18 protein-coding genes are annotated in these 18,784 nt (G+C 30.9%); 8 read left to right on the top strand and 10 right to left on the bottom strand.

The annotated features are described in order from the left end of the window. Positions 1 to 65 precede the first annotated feature (65 nt). On the bottom strand, positions 66 to 1,298 hold the full coding sequence (locus tag CX675_RS18100; RefSeq protein ID WP_130736661.1) for an FtsX-like permease family protein: 1,233 nt from the start codon (positions 1,296 to 1,298) through the stop codon (positions 66 to 68). On the opposite strand from CX675_RS18100, the gene CX675_RS18095 reads away from it, so the two are divergent. Continuing rightward, a complete protein-coding gene (locus CX675_RS18095; protein ID WP_165396088.1) occupies positions 1,201 to 2,538 on the top strand; it encodes a DUF1343 domain-containing protein in 1,338 nt (445 codons plus the stop codon). The two genes, CX675_RS18100 and CX675_RS18095, sit on opposite strands and share 98 nt — an antisense overlap. 14 nt (positions 2,539 to 2,552) lie before the next feature. On the opposite strand, the gene CX675_RS18090 is transcribed toward CX675_RS18095, so the two are convergent. Beyond that, positions 2,553 to 3,047 (bottom strand): YkgJ family cysteine cluster protein, encoded by a 495-nt coding sequence (locus CX675_RS18090; protein WP_130736659.1) that lies wholly within the window; start codon positions 3,045 to 3,047, stop codon positions 2,553 to 2,555. Between the two features lie 91 nt (positions 3,048 to 3,138). On the opposite strand from CX675_RS18090, the gene CX675_RS18085 reads away from it, so the two are divergent. Then, entirely contained in the window at positions 3,139 to 3,852 is a 714-nt protein-coding gene (locus CX675_RS18085; RefSeq protein WP_130736658.1) for a bifunctional 2-polyprenyl-6-hydroxyphenol methylase/3-demethylubiquinol 3-O-methyltransferase UbiG, read from the top strand. Between the two features lie 96 nt (positions 3,853 to 3,948). Beyond that, entirely contained in the window at positions 3,949 to 4,170 is a 222-nt protein-coding gene (locus CX675_RS18080; protein ID WP_130736657.1) for a hypothetical protein, read from the top strand. A gap of 63 nt (positions 4,171 to 4,233) precedes the next feature. Here the strand turns inward: CX675_RS18080 and CX675_RS18075 are convergent, their stop codons facing one another. Further along, the gene (locus CX675_RS18075) at positions 4,234 to 4,866 is read right to left on the bottom strand and encodes a 7-carboxy-7-deazaguanine synthase QueE (protein WP_130736665.1); all 633 of its coding nucleotides are present in this window, start codon (positions 4,864 to 4,866) and stop codon (positions 4,234 to 4,236) included. A gap of 148 nt (positions 4,867 to 5,014) precedes the next feature. Between CX675_RS18075 and CX675_RS18070 the strand changes: the two genes are divergently transcribed. From CX675_RS18070 to CX675_RS18050, 5 genes are read left to right on the top strand one after another with little or no spacing between them, the layout of a single operon-like run. After that, positions 5,015 to 5,692 carry a hypothetical protein gene (locus CX675_RS18070; RefSeq protein ID WP_130736656.1) on the top strand — a complete coding sequence of 226 codons (678 nt, stop codon included), beginning with the start codon at positions 5,015 to 5,017 and terminating at the stop codon, positions 5,690 to 5,692. A gap of 20 nt (positions 5,693 to 5,712) precedes the next feature. Continuing rightward, a complete protein-coding gene (locus tag CX675_RS18065) occupies positions 5,713 to 6,417 on the top strand; it encodes a hypothetical protein (protein ID WP_130736655.1) in 705 nt (234 codons plus the stop codon). A gap of 60 nt (positions 6,418 to 6,477) precedes the next feature. After that, complete coding sequence (locus CX675_RS18060; protein WP_130736654.1) at positions 6,478 to 8,016, top strand: helicase HerA-like domain-containing protein; 1,539 nt, start codon at positions 6,478 to 6,480, stop codon at positions 8,014 to 8,016. Between the two features lie 50 nt (positions 8,017 to 8,066). After that, positions 8,067 to 8,372, top strand: a complete 306-nt coding sequence (locus CX675_RS18055; RefSeq protein ID WP_130736653.1) for a GIY-YIG nuclease family protein — start codon at positions 8,067 to 8,069, stop codon at positions 8,370 to 8,372. A 42-nt stretch (positions 8,373 to 8,414) separates the two neighbouring features. After that, the gene (locus tag CX675_RS18050) at positions 8,415 to 8,780 is read left to right on the top strand and encodes a cupin domain-containing protein (protein ID WP_130736652.1); all 366 of its coding nucleotides are present in this window, start codon (positions 8,415 to 8,417) and stop codon (positions 8,778 to 8,780) included. Between the two features lie 66 nt (positions 8,781 to 8,846). Here CX675_RS18050 and CX675_RS18045 read toward each other — a convergent pair whose 3' ends face one another. From CX675_RS18045 to kynU, 7 genes are all read right to left on the bottom strand, one after another. Then, positions 8,847 to 10,055, bottom strand: a complete 1,209-nt coding sequence (locus tag CX675_RS18045; RefSeq protein WP_130736651.1) for a hypothetical protein — start codon at positions 10,053 to 10,055, stop codon at positions 8,847 to 8,849. Continuing rightward, positions 10,039 to 12,552 (bottom strand): DUF2339 domain-containing protein, encoded by a 2,514-nt coding sequence (locus tag CX675_RS18040; protein WP_130736650.1) that lies wholly within the window; start codon positions 12,550 to 12,552, stop codon positions 10,039 to 10,041. Before CX675_RS18040 ends, CX675_RS18045 begins: the two co-directional genes overlap by 17 nt. Positions 12,553 to 12,606: 54 nt before the next feature. Next, positions 12,607 to 13,953, bottom strand: coding sequence for an NAD(P)/FAD-dependent oxidoreductase (locus CX675_RS18035; protein ID WP_130736649.1), 1,347 nt, complete (start codon positions 13,951 to 13,953; stop codon positions 12,607 to 12,609). 183 nt (positions 13,954 to 14,136) lie between these two features. Then, positions 14,137 to 14,520, bottom strand: a complete 384-nt coding sequence (locus tag CX675_RS18030; protein WP_130736648.1) for a YMGG-like glycine zipper-containing protein — start codon at positions 14,518 to 14,520, stop codon at positions 14,137 to 14,139. Between the two features lie 111 nt (positions 14,521 to 14,631). Continuing rightward, positions 14,632 to 16,356 carry a S41 family peptidase gene (locus tag CX675_RS18025; protein ID WP_165396087.1) on the bottom strand — a complete coding sequence of 575 codons (1,725 nt, stop codon included), beginning with the start codon at positions 16,354 to 16,356 and terminating at the stop codon, positions 14,632 to 14,634. Then, the gene (locus CX675_RS18020; RefSeq protein WP_130736646.1) at positions 16,346 to 17,428 is read right to left on the bottom strand and encodes an agmatinase family protein; all 1,083 of its coding nucleotides are present in this window, start codon (positions 17,426 to 17,428) and stop codon (positions 16,346 to 16,348) included. The genes CX675_RS18025 and CX675_RS18020 overlap by 11 nt, the downstream gene beginning before the upstream one ends. Positions 17,429 to 17,446: 18 nt before the next feature. Continuing rightward, positions 17,447 to 18,736, bottom strand: coding sequence for a kynureninase (gene kynU, locus CX675_RS18015; protein ID WP_130736645.1), 1,290 nt, complete (start codon positions 18,734 to 18,736; stop codon positions 17,447 to 17,449). Positions 18,737 to 18,784: the final 48 nt, after the last annotated feature.

Below are 18,784 nucleotides of genomic sequence, written 5' to 3'. Positions count from 1 at the left end.
TAAAAAGATAAAACGAAAAGCGGGACAAAAATTCTTAATCGCATATTTTATCTGCTACTAAAAATTTAAGAAAATCGAATGGCTTTAACGGGTGTAATTTTTGTTATAATATAAGAAGGTATAAGCAAAACCAATAAACAAATAACAATAGTACCTAAATTAAGAAGTAAAATATAAGCTATATTGATATCAACCGGTGCTTCATTTACATAGTAATTCTCTGGATCTAATTTTACAATACCAAAATATTTTTGCAAAAGGAGTAACACTAAAGCAATGCTATTTCCCCATAACAAACCTCGCACAATTAAATGCCCTGCATTATATATAAATATCTTTCTCACATTCCAATTACTCGCACCAACTGCTTTTAGAATTCCTATCATTTGGGTTCGTTCTAAAATAAGTACTAAAAGTGCTACTATCATATTAATAGTAGAAACTAAAATCATTACTACCAAAATAACGACAATATTAAAATCGAAAAGTTTTAACCATTCGAATATACTATAATACTTATCTAAAATAGTAACACTATTATAAGTAGGTGGAATTTCTTTATAAATTTCTTGTCCTTTTTGACTAATTTGAGTAAAATCGTCTAAGAAAACTTCAAAAGAACCAACTTGATCTTTATTCCATTTATTAATTTTCTGAACATGTCGTAAATCGCCTAACACAAAATTTGCATCAAACTCTTGAAACCCAGAATTAAAAATCCCAACAATTTTAAAACTCCTTAAATTATACCCTTGATTATCGGGTTTAATGAAATAAGTTCTACATATATCGTTAAGTTGTAAGTTTAGTCTTTTAGCTAAAAATTGAGAGATGACTATATCGTCTGTTAACTTATCATTTATATTAGGTAATACTCCTTCTATTAAATATTCTGCAATATTATCCCAATTATAATCTTTTCCTACTCCTTTAAAAATAATTCCTTCTACAGTTTCTTCAGTACGAATCATCGCTGCTTTAGTCGCTACAGCCTGAATATGCTTTATTCCTGAGACAGAAGAAAACGTAGGATAAAAATCTTCTTTGATTGAAACTGGTACTGTACTTACTTGTGATTGATTATCATCATGGTTAGAAATAATAACATGACCATTAAAAGCCGACACTTTATCTCTAATTTTTTTTTGTAAGCCTATCCCTGTTGCAATCGACACCACCATCATAATTACGCCGATAGCTATAGCTGTAACTGCAATTTTAATAATTGGAGAAGAAACACTACTTTTATCCTTTTTAGTAGCAACTAATCTTTTGGCAATAAAATATTCTAAATTCAAACTGTTTATGCTTAGTAAATTGGTCTTCAAAAATACATTTTTATTCTTGGTTTTATTTGTTTTTTCTTGTGGAAATTCTGTTAAAAAAAAGGATACAAGCGAAAATAAACTAGAACTTAAAATTACAAGTAACAAAGTACTATATCATGAACTAAAAACAGGAGCCGATAATTATGAAAGGTATTTACCATTATTAAAGAATAAAAAAACAGGAATTGTAACCAATCAATCAGGTATTCTAAATGACGGCACCCATCTTGTTGATTTTTTATTATCTAAAAAAGTTGATTTACAAAAAATATTTGCCCCAGAACATGGTTTTAGAGGAACAGCTGATGCGGGTGAAACTATAAAAAACGACAAAGACATTAAAACAGGGTTACCTATTATTTCTTTATATGGAACCAATAAGAAACCCAAAGCAGAACAACTAAACGATATTGATGTTTTAGTTTTTGACTTACAAGATGTAGGCGCTCGTTTTTACACTTATATTTCATCTTTACATTATATAATGGAAGCTTGTGCGGAAAACAACATCATATTAATAGTCTTAGATAGACCCAATCCAAATGGAAATATTATAGACGGTCCTATATTAGAGAAAGAACATCATAGTTTTGTGGGCATGCACAGTATCCCAGTCTTACACGGCATGACCATAGGTGAATATGCTCAAATGATAAATGGTGAAAAATGGTTAAAAGAAGGAATTCAATGCTCTTTACAAGTTATTCCTTGTTTGAATTACACCAAAAATTTACCCTATGTTTTACCTGTTAAACCATCACCAAATTTACCTAATGCTCAAGCTATTAATTTATATGCTAGTTTATGTTTTTTTGAAGGCACGAATGTAAGTGTAGGACGTGGTACAAATAATCAATTTCAAATTTATGGTTCACCTTACTTACCAAAAAGCGATTATAGTTTTACACCAAAACCCAATGAAGGAGCAAAAGACCCATTATATAATAATGTAATTTGCTATGGAGAAGATTTAACTCAAATCCAAAAAGTAAAACAATTAGAGTTAAAATGGTTAATTAAAGCATATACTGAAACTACAAATAAACCCAAATTCTTTACTACTTTCTTCACTAAACTGGCAGGAACAAAAAAACTACAAGAGCAAATTGAAAAAGGGGTTTCTGAAGTAGAAATTAGAACTTCTTGGAAAGAAGGATTACAGCGTTTTAAAGAAATGAGAAAGAAGTATTTAATTTATAAAGAAAACTAATTGTAATTTATACCTTATAAAGGTAGTTTTTCTTTCATTTTTTCTACAATATTAAAAGCAGCTGGACAAATAGCCACATTTTTTAAAGTTAAATTAGAGATTTGTTGGAACTTTTTACGATCTGTATGTGGAAATTCTCTACAGGCTTTTGGTCTAACATCATAAATAAAGCATTTATTATCCTGATCTAAAAAAGCACAAGGCACACTTTGCAACACATAATCATTATCCTCATCAATACGTAAATATTGGTTTATAAATTGTTGTGGTTTTTGTCTAAAGAATTTAGAGATTCGTTCAATATCGGCACTAGTAAATAAAGGCCCTGTTGTTTTGCAACAATTGGCACACTCCAAACAATCGGTTTTTTTAAATTCAGCTTCATGCAAGTCTTGCATAACATAATCTAAATTTTTTGGTGTTTTCTTTTTTAGCTTATCGAAATACTTTTTGTTTTCGTTATGCTTATCTTTGGCTTGTTTTTGAAGCTGTTCAAGTTGGTTTAACATGGTTTCCTAAAATTTACAATTGTCTTTTACCAAAAGTTGAACAAATTTAACCCTTTACACTCTTATATTTTTAAACTCCTAAATTTTTTTTATGAAAGATCTTTTTGGCAAAGCTATTTTAGATTATCAAACAAATAATAATCCTGAACCCATTATCACCGAAACTTCTATTAGTGATACTGACGAAATGGATGTGGGTTATTTGTTTCGAGATTTTAAGGCAATGCCAAAAATAGAGCAAAAAGCGTTACAATTGGCAAAAGGAAAAATATTAGATATTGGCTGTGGAGCTGGAAGTCATGCTTTATATCTACAAAAAAAAGGATATGATGTAACGGGTATTGACATTTCACCAAATGCCATAAAAACTTGTCAACTAAGAGGCTTACAAAAGGCTTATGTTAAGAATATATTGGATTTAGATACTTCTAAAGAAGAAAATAAATACGATACTATTTTATTATTAATGAATGGTACAGGAATTTTTGGCACACTTGTACAAATTGCGAAACACTTAAAGCAGTTAAAATCTTTAGTAAAACAAAACGGACAAATTTTAATTGATTCTTCAGATATCATTTACATGTTCGATCAAGATGAAGATGGTGCTTACGAAGTTCCTGCTACAGGTTATTATGGAGAGTTAACATTTAACATTCGATATAAAAATGAAATTGAAGATTCTTTTCCTTGGCTCTATTTAGATTATAATACGTTACAAAATGCCTGTTACGCTAATGGATTACAAAGTGAATTAATTATGGAAGGAAAACATTTTGATTATTTAGCTCGAATTACTGTATAAAAGTTCACACCTTCCTTTTAACATCATTTTAACTCTTCAAAATATATTTATTTTTAAAAAAACCATTTACTTTAGCATTATATAAATAACAATTTTATGAAAAAAATGAGTTTAAAAGATTTAAAGAATTTTAAAAAATTAAATCTAAATGAATTAAAAAAGATTGGAGCTGGTACTGCTACTGATCCTTCAGATCCATGCGACCAAACATGGACACAATGGGCTTCATCTGGTTTAGCAGATATTGCAACTGGAAACTTTGCATCTTATGGCGTTAAAGTTGCAATGGCAAATGCTTGCGATGAACTAGGAAATTAATCTTTATCTTTCCAAAAAGAGAAAACTATAGTTTTCTCTTTTTGGAAATTATATTATCATATTTTAAGGAATATTCAAATATTTATGGGTTTGCAGTGAAATTCTCCACTTCGGATGGTTCATTACATAATCTATAATAAGAGGTGTCATTTCCTCTTTTTTACTCCATTCTGGCTGTAAAAATAAAATAGCATTTTTATTTACTTTAGCCGCTTGTTCTTCAGCAAATTGAAAATCATGCTTATTATATACAATTACCTTTAATTCATTAGCAATATCATAGGCACTTTGTACTGGTAATTTCATTTTCTTCGGTGACAAACAAAACCAATCCCAAGTACCACTTACTGGATAAGCCCCAGAAGTTTCAATATGCACATTTAATCCAGAGGCTTTTAGTTGAGTTGTAATATAAGTCATATCCCAAGTTAATGGTTCTCCTCCAGTAATCACAACAGTTTCTGCATACTTTTTTGCATTAGCAACTATAACATCTGTAGCTGTTGGAGGATGTAAATCGGCATTCCAACTTTCTTTAACATCACACCAATGACATCCTACATCACAACCTCCAATTCGTATAAAATAAGCAGCTCTTCCTGTATGATACCCTTCTCCTTGAATCGTATAAAACTCTTCCATTAAAGGCAACATTTCTCCTTTATCAACTGCTAATTGTATTTCTTTCTGTAACATTCTAATAAAAATAGTTTGCAAAGGTAATGAAAACATATCTAAAAAGTATTTTTTTTAAACACTTAATAATCAATGATTTTAACAAATTAAAAAGTAAATAATTAATAAGAAAAAACTATATTTGCATCGCTATTAACATTTTACTGCTATGAAAACCATTTTTGTGTTTTTGCTGATGAGCTATACTTGCTTTAGCCAAGTTGGCATTGGTACCAATACGCCAAGTCCAAACTCTTTACTTGAAATTTCTAGTACAGACAAAGTTTTCGTTCCTCCAAGAATGACTAACGCTCAAATGTTAGCAATCTCTTCACCTTTAATTGGTTCCATTGTTTACAATACTACATTTAATTCGATTTACATTTACAACTCTTTAGGTTGGAAGAATGCATCAGACACAGACAATTCAAGTCTAATTTGTAAAAAAAACGGTGGAACACTTACTGTTTCAAATAACACGTATTACAATTTCCCGCTGAACCATTCTCATATTCAAACAGGAAATCCAATTACATATGAAATACTATCAAATGGAAAAATAAGAATTAAGGAAAACGGTATATATATGATAGGTGCACAATTGTCTGTAAATAATATGCCTAGTGGAAAAAAAGCCTACTCAATCGCATTATTCAAAAATGGTCAGCTTCTTGGACTTCTCAATAAAAATGAAAGTGAACAAACAATTTCTGATTATTGGGGAACCAGCGGCATAATGACTTTTAACTTAAGTATAAATGATGAAATAGACATTAAATACCTCATCAATCACAGTACAAATCTAAATCTAGTTTTTGCGGCATTTAGTTTTGTTAAAATAAATTAACTTTTATACTCATTCTTATCATGATAAAAAAAATTATTGCTACCGTATTAACCTTTTCATGTTCTTTTATAATAAATGCTCAAGTAGGTATTGGAACGACTTCTCCAAACCCTTCTTCGTTATTAGAATTAAATAGCACAACACAAACCTTTGTTCCTCCAAGAATGTCAAATACTCAAATGCAAGCGATCAGTAACCCTTTAATTGGATCAGTGATTTACAACACCTCTGATGATGCTTTATATATGAGAACGAATTTAGGGTGGGAAAACATTTCTAGAACATCTAATCCTACCATTTCATTGAATAAAAATTTTCCTGGTTCAGACACAGTTGTTGCAACTCAAACGAACACTTATGCTAATTTCCCTTTAAACTCAACGGATGTTATTGCTAATACGAGTTCTGTATATAGTGTTACTGGAAATGGTCAAATTACCATTAGTGAATCAGGAACGTATTTAATGAATGCCGCATTTTCAGTTGAAAATGTACCAAGTGGTACAAGAAAATTTGTAATTGGGATTTATAAAAACGGGACATTAGTAGGTTATCCAACAAGAGGAACTATTGTTTTAAGCGCGGTAGATACATGGGGTTCATCTGGTACTTTAGTTGAGAACTTCTCAGTTGGTGATGTCATAGCATTTAAGTATGTTTTAAACAACGATGGCACTCCTTTAGACGCTTTAAACTTTAACATTGGGATAACCAAATTGAAATAAGACAATAAAATATTCTGCAAAAGTATTTTTTATTATTTTTGAGTTGAAAATTCAAAAACAATGAGCAGAACAGAAGATTTTAGCAAACATATCGTTGAAGGTTATACTTGTAAAGGAGATTTTATTACGCTTGGTGGTGCCATTTTAGATGGCGAACCAGTAGCTAATACGCATGTAACTATTCCATTAAAAACATTAAATCGTCATGGTTTAATAGCTGGTGCAACTGGAACCGGTAAAACTAAAACGATACAGGTTTTATCTGAACAACTTTCACAAAATGGAATTCCTGTTTTAATGATGGATATTAAAGGTGATTTTTCTGGAATTGCGGTTCCTGGAGAAGAGAAACCTTTTATTACAGAAAGACATGCTAAAATTACACTCCCATACGAAACTAAAGGTTTTCCTGTAGAACTCATGACTATTTCAGAACAAAACGGAGTGCGATTACGCGCTACAGTTTCAGAATTTGGTCCAGTTTTGTTTTCCCGTATTTTAGATTTAAACGACACTCAATCTGGAGTCGTATCGGTTATTTTTAAGTACTGTGACGATAGACAAATTCCTCTTTTAGATTTAAAAGATTTTAAAAAAGCGCTTCAATATTCTACCGAAGAAGGAAAAGAAGAGTTTGAAAAAGAATATGGTCGAATTTCAACCTCCTCTACGGGTTCGATTTTAAGAAAAATCATAGAATTAGAACAACAAGGTGCCGAACTCTTTTTTGGAGAAAAATCATTTGAAGTAGACGATTTAATGCGCATTGATCAAAACGGGAATGGCTATATCAACATTATTCGTTTAACAGATATTCAGGATAAACCCAAACTTTTCTCAACTTTTATGTTAAGCTTATTGGCTGAAATTTACAACACTATGCCAGAACAAGGCGATGCTGGAAGACCTGAGTTAATCATTTTTATAGATGAAGCGCATTTAATTTTTGATCAGGCTAGCAAAGCACTACTCGATCAAATTGAGGCGATTGTAAAACTAATTCGTTCCAAAGGTATTGGCGTTTATTTTATTACACAAAATCCTATGGATGTTCCAAGTAGTGTTTTGGCTCAATTGGGTTTAAAAATCCAACATGCTTTACGTGCCTTTACCGCAAATGACAGAAAAGCAATTAAAGAAACTTCGCAAAATTATCCTATTTCAGAATATTACAAAACAGATGAAGTGCTTACTTCGTTAGGAATTGGAGAAGCTTTCGTAACCGCTTTAAATGAAAAAGGAATACCCACACCTCTTGCGGCTACTATGCTTCGTGCTCCAATGAGTAGAATGGATGTTTTAACAGAACCTGAAATTAATGAATGTATTGCAAAATCTAAATTAACTAGGAAATACAACGAAGTAATTGACAGAGAAAGTGCTTATGAAATTTTAGGAAAAAAAATGGAAGAAGCGCAAATAGCTGCAGCTAAAGAAGAAGCTGAAAAACAAAAAGAAAAAGAAGCCAAAAAAGCGAGTTCGTCTAGAAGGAGTTCGTCTACAACAAATACGGTTACAAAAGGAGTGGTAAAAGTATTAACAAGTGCTACTTTTATTAGAGGAGCAATGGGTGTATTAATGAAAATGCTGAAGAAGTAATAATTAGTCATTGCGAGGAACGAAGCAATCTAAAACTAAACTTCATACAAATGAAACCAGGATTCGTATATATAGTTACCAATAAAAACAATACCACTTTATACATCGGAGTTACAAGTAATTTGCCAAAAAGGATTTTGCAACACATAGAAAAACGATATGAAAATTCATTTTCTTCTAGATATAATTTGAATAAATTAGTTTATTTTGAGCATTTTCAGCAGATTGGAGATGCTATTGCAAGAGAAAAACAACTTAAAGCTGGTTCAAGAGCTACAAAAATAGGGTTAATAGAAAAAATGAATCCTGACTGGAATGATTTATTTAGCGAAATTGAAAATATAATGATTGTTTAATTATAATGAGGAGATTGCTTCGTCCCTCGCAATGACATCACAATGAAAAAATACACCCTACAAAAAAAACCTTTTGTAGTACCTACTACAGATGGTAAATTAATAGAAGAACATCACGGTAGTGTTGCCACAAATAATCATGCTATTTCTATTGCACATATGGTTGCACCACCAGGTTGGAACGAACCTTTTCAAACTCCAGAATTTGAAGAATACACTTATATTATTTCTGGTAAAAAACAATTCATTATTGAGGGAGAAACAATTGTTTTAGAAGCTGGTCAATCGATACGAATTGAAGCAAACACTAGAGTCCAATATTCCAATCCTTTTGAATTACCTTGTGAATATCTTGCGATTTGTAAACCAGCATTTGACTTTCAGAAAGCACATCGAGAGGAAGCGTAGTGAACTAATAAAAAATAAGTATAATTTAATTTAAATTCCTTTTGATGTTAAAAACGTGAATTTAAGTTACTCCTCTTTCATGTCTTTCAATAAACCTAAAGCAAAATAAACTACAATACCTATTCCTAAAACAATACAAAGCCACATGAATCCATTAGTTTGCCAAAAAGACTTTTCCTTTATGTGTTTCTCTTTCTCAATTTTATGAAAATTAGTTATTGTTGCTTTAGGCATTCCAACAGGAAAACTTTCCATAAAATTAACCAAATCATAGGTTGGTTTTGAATAGGTAGAATCAATAACCACTTCATACTTCTCATTGGCTTTTAATCTTGAAATAATAGTAATCGGATTTTGAAATAATTGGATATTTGTAATTTCCAATGGTTGATTGTCCTTGTTTTCAATTTCAATAGTGAATTCTTTTTCTTTCAAATTACTAACTTTAATTTTTGAATTCATTTTTGAATTTAAAAGGAATGAACTTAAAAGTTGATCTCTTATGGTAGTTGTTTTCTTGTTTTTTATTTCTTCTTTTCTCGTAATTCTAGCTTCACGTGCATATAATTCAGTTGCGATTTCAAAGGAAATAGCGTCTATTTGATAGCTCTTTTCTGCAGAAAACACAACTTGGGTTACTCTTCTTTCTTTATTTTCAATACTTTTATAAGTAAAAGTTTTGACTTCAATTGGTTCTTCAGGAAAAAATTGATTTTCATACACTCCTATCGCTTGTATATGAATAGGAAGTGACGTTTTATCATTAAACTCAATTCGTAAATAAGGGTAATCATTAACAGGAAAAAAAATAGTTTTTTCTAAAGCGGTACCCTTTATTGCAATCAGATCTTTTAAGGTTTCGTTCTCTACTAATCCAAACCATTCTTCTTGATTATAACTACCACTTATATTGTATTGCTTCGTAAGTGCAGCATTACTTACATTCAAATTGAATTGATTAATTTTCTTAGTTGTTTCGTTTTGAATTACAATTGATGTAATCGAATCTTTTATACTTTTTTTAGAAACAATCTTAAATGAAGTATATCTTTCTGATTCACCATTATAATTGGATATAACATAAGGCACTTCCTTTTTATTGGTATCAAAAATTCTAAAATAACGTAAATCTTCATGAGACACAGCTCTAATTTCAGGAGCAAGTTGAATTTGATACAAACTATCGCTTTGTATATTTTTTATTTCTCCTTTATAATTTTGGGACCAACCCAAAAATGAGCCTACTAAAACTACTGAACTAATCCACTTTTTCATCTGCATTCGATTTTGGTTGTTCATCTACTACTAACTTTTTAATTTTTTGATACACAAAAGAAATAATTAAAATTAAAACACCTAATAGAATAAAGGCTATAATTTTACCTGTTTCGGAAACATTTTTAATATCGTAGGCAAATAATTTTAAAATAGTTATTCCTAACAAAGAAAGCGCAATAATACGAAGGTTTTTCCATTGCTTTTTAATACCAATAATTAAGAATACAAAAGAAAACAATCCCCATAGAATAGGATAACCAATTTTTACAATTTGTCGTTTTACTTTATCAAATTCAGTATTTAAATATTCTTCCCTAAGATAATCACTCGTTTCATAAGGACTTGTAATTGTTTTTCTTGAAAAAGTCTTTTCAAAATAAACTGTATCAATATTTCCTTTAGAGAACTGAAGACTATGCACCATTATTTCATTACTTAAAATATAAACTGTTGCAAATACAAACAGCCAAGGCATTATTTTCATTTGCAAAAACTGAATTTTAGGTTCAGATTGGGTTAGTTTCAATAATTGGTATCCAAAATAAATTAGACAACCCAATACAATATAATGAAAATAAAACGCTAAAGATGTGGTAGTGTTTCGGATAAAATTCTCCACTAATTCTTCATTGGGTAAACTATAAAAACGAATTATGTAAAAGAAAGTTGAAATAATTGCTACAATTAAAGTAATTTTCCTGAGGAAAACCTGTTTAAGTTGGGTTACCAAAATTAATAAAAGAGTTACAAAAACAAAGTGATAAACAACAGACAAAGACAAAGCTGAAGCTGTATTGATATAAAATTGATTCGCTTGATAGGTTATTTCTAAAAAACCAGTAAAATAAGTAACTAGTATCCCGATGGCTAAAAGTATTTTTTTATAAAAAGATATTGAAAATAAAGCAATTTTAACTTTCTCATCTTCATTTTGAAGTATTTTATACGCTAAGAAAAATGAAACACTCACCACGAAACCTGAAATAAATAAAGAATTTAAAATAATGGGATAATTTGCATCATAGTAATTATATTTAATCCAATCTAAAAATAAGCTTATTACAGTTAATATTTGAACTATAAAAGCTCCTGTCTTAAAATAGGTAATTTTCGATTTCTGCGACAACCAAAACAATAACACAGCTTCAGTAGCCCAAAATATAGTGATTTGATTGCCTTCAAACTGAATGGGTATTGTTAAGGTAACAAACGTAAGTGCTAAACCAATTAATAGGTAGACTGCATTTTTATCTAAACCAAATTTCTTATATAAAATAGCAGCATATACTAAGTTATAAACGGCTAATAATACGGTAAAAAGACCTTTAATATTTATACCCCAATTATGTATAATTCCCATACCTATTCCAAAAAAGAAAAAAGTATTTAGAATTAAAATAAAATATTCAATTAGAGTGAAGGTTCCCTTTTTTCTAATGTTATTAACCACTAAAGTAATACTAAAGATAAAGTAGAATAAGGTAGCGAAGGTTAACGCACCTTGATGAGGCAATTTGTTATCAAATAATTCTTTAACGTACCAAGATAAAAATAATAAAGTAGTAAACACAAAGGATAAAACTGTAACTATATTCCATTTTTTAAAATAGGCAATAGCCAAAATTCCACAGTTTAAAATAGCGATATAAGTAAATAATACAACATAATTACCTGATCCTGTACTTACCATAAAAGGAACAGCAAAACCTCCAATTAAGGACAAAACAGCTAATTCCTGACGATTATAAGAAACAGAAACTAGGCTACTAAAAGCCGTAATCACGACCATAATGATAAACGCTACCGTTTGACTGAATAAATGGTAATCATGAAAAGCTATAGAAATTGTAAAATAAAAAATGCTTACTGCTCCAGCAACTAATACCGAGCTAAAAGCAGCATAATTTTTTCTTAGTTTATTGGCGATAAACATCACTAAAGAGCCTGCCAAAATTCCAATTCCGACACGAGCAGGTTCATTGATCCAGTCTTTATCTATGGCAAATTTCACAAAGAAACTTATTCCTAAAACGAGAATTAGAATTCCTATTTTGTTAATTAGGTTTTCGCCTATAAATTTTTCTAAATCAGGATTGTTTTCTTTAAAGGTTTCGTACCAAGATTTTTTAGAGACAGGCATTACTCTAGGAGTAGCTACTTTTTCTGAAACTGGTTTTGCTTCAATTTTAGCAACTATTTCAATTGGTTTCTCAGCAATTGGCTTTATAATTTCTGGCTCTTTTTTCTCAGGAACTACTTCTATAGGTTTTTGAACTATTACAGGTTCAATCACTTGCTCTTTAACAATTGCTTCTTGTGTTGTTTCTTTTACCTGTTCTTTTCCAAAAGTTTTAGTATCTAATTCCTTTTTAAGCTCGTTAAATTTCTCATGCAACCTATAAATAGAATTTTGTATTTCTTTATTCTTCGAATTTAAGTTCGATAAAATAAGTAACAACAACACTAAAACAATTAAAAGTAAAGCCTCTACCATAAAAAAAAGATTATATTCTATCAAATGTAATCTTTATTTCTGTATACAAAAAAATTAATTTTCTGCTAACAATGCTAAGATATGTTGCTCAATAGGTTCGGTTTCCCAGATTTGTTCAATATTGTCTATAGCCAGAATTTCCTGCATAATGGCATCTTGTTTATCACCTATAGCTAAGGCCTCAGAATATGGTTGATGACTAAAGGTAACCATACCATATAATGGCACCCATTTATCTGGATGTTTCTCAGAAAACCATCTCTCAATTTTTTTCTGTAAAATAAACTTTGGATCTGCCGTTTTGGAACTCATTTCAATAAAGTTTCGATATGATAATTCCGCTATAGCATCTGTATCTGGTTTACGAGAATTTTCATAATCGTTTAATAAGTTGGCCCAATCATCTCCATATTTTGACATCATTTCTGTTAACACGGTAATATCTTCAAAACCTGCATTCATTCCATGACCATAAAAAGGCACAATAGCATGACAAGCATCTCCTATTAAAGCCACTTTATCAGCATACGTCCATGGATAACATTTCATCGTTACTAAATATGAGGTAGGGTTTTTAAAGAAATCTTCCACCAAATTTGGAATTACCTCTTTGGTATCTGGAAAATGTTCGGCAAAGAAACGCACTAAGTCTTGTTCGTTTTTCAAGGAAGCAAAAGAATTGTCTCCATCATGAGGCATAAACAAAGTACAAGTAAATGTACCATCTAAATTAGCCAAAGCCATCAACATAAATTGTCCTCTGGGCCAAATATGTAACGAATGTTTATCTAATTTATGTGTTCCATCTGGATTAGCTGGAATATGCAATTCTTTATAACCTAATTGTAAGAATTCTTGCGAATAGTTAAACATACTTTGTCGTTGCATTCTATGTCTAATTCTTGAAAATGCACCATCTGCTCCAAAAACCAAATCATGTTTTAATTCGGTCCATTCTCCTCTTTCTTCTTGACCAGTATGCAAGGTTGCTGTTGACAAGGTAACATCCCAAATCTTACTTTCAAAATGAAAATCGATTCCTTCAGCCACCGCTAAGTCGACCATTTTTTTGTTTAACAAACCCCTAGACAAGGAATAGATTACTTCACCGTCTTTACCATATGACTGATACGTTAAGGTGTTTTGACCTGTATGAATACAACGTTTATCAACTGGAATACCAATTTTTATGATTTCTTGATCTAAGTTTACTTCTTTTAACGCACGTAAACCTCTATTGGATAAAACTAAATTTATGGAACGTCCTGTGAAATTTATTTTTCTAATATCTGGACTTCTATCGTAGACTTGGACTTGGTGTCCTGCTCTTTTTAAATATATAGCTAATAGCGAACCGACCAAGCCAGCACCTACTACAGCAATTTCTTTGGGATTTTGCATTACAAACAGTTTCTTCTCACAAAAATAAGTAATAAAAAGATGGTAGCTCAATGAATCCTAGAATTTTTATAATTAGAAATCATAATTTTGTGATTTTACAATTCATTTATAAAAAAAGAGTTGGAAAAAACAATTCTTCCAACCCTTTTTAACCAACCTAACCTATAAACTATATTTTATATTTTATTCTTTCTTCTTTTTATCATCTATAATAGCACCTGTACCTGCACCCACACCTGCACCAGCTAAACCGCCAATAATAGCACCTGTACCTTTTTTATCACTGACAATTGCACCAGTTGCGGCACCAACACCTGCACCAATTAATGCTCCTTTAGCTGTATTACTCATTCCTTTTCTTTCTGGTGCTGCTTGTGTATTATCTACATATATCACTTCTTTTTGTCTTGCAGCAACAAGTTCCATAGAATCTATAACACGTTGTTTTTCTTGAGCCACTTGTATTGAATCCAACACTTCTTGTTTTGCTAATTCCATTTCTGCATCAGTGTGTTTACATGAAAACATCGACACTAATACTACTGAGGCTATTATTAACTTTTTCATAATTCTGATCTTTAAATTAACAATTCAAAATTACACGCAAAAGCTATGATTCATTTTACATTATTTTTTTAAAAGTTTATATTTAAACAATATTTACTAAAAAAAAAGCTTTTAAAACCCTAGATTTATATATTCTATAGCTCTTTCTAAAACTTCATCTTTGTTGTTTCGAATACCTTCAATTGTGGGTAATACTTCAATATCTGGAATTATTCCTATACGTTGGGTCTCTTTTCCAGCAGGATAAAAAACGCCTTTACCTGTAAAAGTAGTGACAAAGTGATTAAAAATGATTTTAACTGAAGCATTCCAGCCATCAGCACCTGCAGTTTGGCTACCCATTACGATTGCGTTTTCAGATACTTGCAAACACATAGCAGTCCATTCTGCGTGACTTATGGTCTCTTTATTTACTAAAATAACTACTTTACCTTTATAATTATCAGGATTATACTCTCCACACAATAAAGTTTTTTCCCATATAAAACGACCTGGATATTTTAAATCTGCATATATTTGTTTCACATATTCTTTTGGAGATGGATTTAAAAATTTGGCTAACTCTAAATGAACACCGTTAGGATAATTCCGAATATCGATTATTAATCCTTTTGTGTTTTTTATCAATGGAAGAATAATTTTTAAATCTTCCTCATAAATATTTTCCAAATTGAGATATGCAATATTACCTTCAATAACTTTATATTTCTCCCCATTAATCGCTTTTTTTAGATCATCAAAAAAAGTATCAGAATACAACTCAATACTTTTTTTCTTTATTTTTCCATTCCTTTCAAATTTTATATCTATTTTTTTTGCAGGTAATCTCCTTAATTGTAATAAAAGATTCTTTTCAAAATAAGCTTCGTTTGATGCTGGAATTTTATTTCTATATTCGTTTTTATAGTCTTCTAATGTTTTATGATTTAATTTTAAGATTACATCTCCAACTTTCAAATCATTTTTTTTAGCCAAAGAGTCATTCAAAATTTTTGTAACTACAAATTTATCTTCAACTATATTTAGAAGCACAGGTAAAAAATTAGGATAAAATGGTATCAACAAATTAGGATTATGGTCCGAAATATAATAAGTTGCATGACTGTCGTTTAAATTAGTCACTAGTTCCAACAATGCATAATTATAAGACAATTCATCTTTTGCAAAAATTATATTAGGGAGAATATCATTTAAACATTGATTCCATTTTTTATCTGTAAGATATTTATTTGGAGCAAAGTATTCTATTAAATTCCAATATCTAAATAACGTTAATAAGCGATATTTCTTTTCTTTCCAAGTAAAAGCCTCAGGTCTTTTTTCATGTTGCAAACTAGGTATTCCTCCTGGTTCATCCATTTCAACCTCACGTATACCCTTCCCTCCAGCATCCGTTTTCATGTAAATATAAAATTGTTTGCCTTGATAACGATTCTCTTTTATAAAATGTAACATATTGGAAAGCTTATCTGAAAAAAGAGAAGAATTAGTAAACCACGAAAAATCTAAATTTTTATAAAAATAGTTTTCTTCTGGATGCTTATCAATAATTTCAATTTTAGAAACATCCCCTAGTGACGCTATCCAATTTTCAATTACTGCTGAGAAATCTTCTTTAGTAGTACTTTTCTCAACTTTTGGCAGAATAGAAAACAATTGTTCATCCCAATTATACTGACCAACAGCAACATTGGGATGATAATATTTCAGAAATCCCCAAATTTTACAAGTAGTAGCTAATTTTTGAACTTCTGTAAGTTTCTGTTGTGAGTAACCAACTTGAAAAATTAGGAAGACGAAAAGCAAAACCTTGCTCATTCCTACTTTATTTTTCAAACACTATTTTTTCTCCAACCTCCATTTTTTGTGATTTGGCAAAAGCACCACACATTTGGAACAACATTCTTGCGCCTACATTTCCATCCCAATCATTTTCCCCTGGTGCTACTTCTACTAAATCGAAACCAATAATTTCTTTCCCCGATTCTACTAATCTGTTTAACAGGTAAACAGCTTGTTCATAAGTTAATCCTCCTGGAACTGGTGTTCCTGTATTAGGGCAATATAAAGCATCCATAGCATCGATATCAAAAGAAACACAAACTTTTCTCGGTAAAGAATTAATAATCGTGTCGCATAAATGTTGCCATGTATTCCCTTCAAATAATTGCTTTTTCAAATCTAAATCGGTGTGTACCAATACTCTTCCATTTTCTTTTGTAACGACATCTACTTCTTGTTTACAGAAATCGCGAATACCAACTTGTACAATTTTACTAATTTGAGGCAATTGCAATGCATTATACATTATCGAAGCATGAGAATACGTAAATCCTTCATAAGCAATTCGTAAATCCATGTGCGCATCTAAATGTAAAATACCAAAACTTTCGTATTTGGATGCTAAGGCCTCATAATAACCTAGTGGTGTAGAATGATCTCCTCCTAAAAGAACTACTTTTTTTCCTTTTTCCATCCAATACAATACACGTTCTTTTACTTCCGTATGCATGTTTCTACAAACTTTGTTGATCTTATCTAAATCAGATTGCAAAGCAGGAAAAGTAGCTATATCTTCTCCATTTTCTAAAGCTTCAATAATGGGCTGTGCCAAACCTTTGTATTTTTCTGAATTTTTTGCCCAATGTTCAGGAACTTCATCCATATAAATACCTAATTTCCATAAGTCTGGAAAATCTTGATGCAATAAATCCACTTGAAAAGAAGCATCCAAAATGGCTTCTGGACCTTCTGATGCTCCAGCACCATAACTTACGGTAACTTCCCAAGGCACAGGAATTACAATGATTTCACTTTGCTCTGCTGAAAAAGGCAAGCCAAAAATGGTTGCATCAGCTAATCCTGGTTGGCTCGGATCAAAATTCTCTATAATTTGTTGTTTTGTCATATCTTAAATTTCAAAAATCTATTGAATAATTCCCTTTTTTAAAATTTGTCCAAATTCATACATAGCTTCGAAAGAAGAATATAAAGGAACTGGTGCTAAGCGAATTACATTTGGTTCTCTCCAATCTGTAATTACTCCATTTTTCATTAAATAATCAAATAATGCTTTTCCTTGTCCATGCAAATAAACCGACAGTTGGCAGGCTCTTTCATCTGGATTACTAGGAGTTATAATTTCAAATTCTGTTCCTTCAATCTCAGCATCAATTTCGTGAAGAATGAATTCTAAATAACTCGTTATTAGGTCTCTTTTTTTAATTAATTTGGGCATTCCTATCTCTGCAAACATATGTACTGAAGCCAAATATGGAGCCAATGTTAAGACTGGTAAATTACTAATTTGCCAACCGTCTGCACTGCGAGCAGGATCAAAATGAGGTTCCATTAAAAAACGACGTTCTTTGTTATGACCCCACCAACCAGCAAAACGCGAAAGTGTTGTATCATTGTGGTGTTTTTCATGAATAAAATACCCTGACGCATTTCCTGGTCCTGAATTCATGTATTTATAACTACACCAAGCTGCAAAATCGACATCCCATTCGTGTAATTTTAATTCGATATTTCCAGCAGCATGAGCCAAATCCCAGCCTACAAATGCGCCTGCTTTATGTCCAGCTTCAGTTATTGTTTTCATATCAAAAACTTGTCCAGTATAATAATTAACGCCACCTATTAATACCAAAGCCAGTTCTTCTCCTACTTCTTCAATTTTAGAAAGTACGTCTTCAATTCTAATATTATGCTCACCTTCTCTTCTTTTAATTTCCACAATAGCATCTTTTGGGTTAAACCCAATATTTTTAGAATGAAAATCTACTTGAGATTGAAACATATATTGGTCAGAAGGGAATGCTTTTTCTTCACAAATAACTTTAAATTTTTTTGCAGAAGGTTGATAGAATGATACCATCAACAAATGAAGGTTAACCGTTAAAGTATTCATAACCCCTACTTCTGTAGGTTTTGCTCCCACTATTTCGCTTAAAGGTTGACAAAAACGTTCATGGTAATCCCACCAAGGCTTGTCTGCATAAAAATGTCCTTCAACTGCTAAATTAGCCCAATCTTGCATAACCTCTTCTACATATTTTTTTGCAGCTTTTGATTGCAAGCCAAGTGAATTACCTGTAAAATAAATAACCTCTTTACCATTGACCTTTGGAAAAATAAATTCTTCTCTATATTTTGCTAATTCGTCTTGACGGTCTAATTCTTGAGCAAATTCTCTCGTATTTTGAAAATTCATTGTTTTTACTATTTGAATGTAAAAGTATTGAAAAGTTTAAAGCTTTAA

The organism is Flavobacterium sp. J27 (genome assembly GCF_004303025.1).
In the GTDB taxonomy this organism is placed as follows: domain Bacteria; phylum Bacteroidota; class Bacteroidia; order Flavobacteriales; family Flavobacteriaceae; genus Flavobacterium.
The sequence above is the reverse complement of the archived record's forward strand: the minus strand, read 5'-3'. Positions and strand labels throughout refer to the sequence as shown.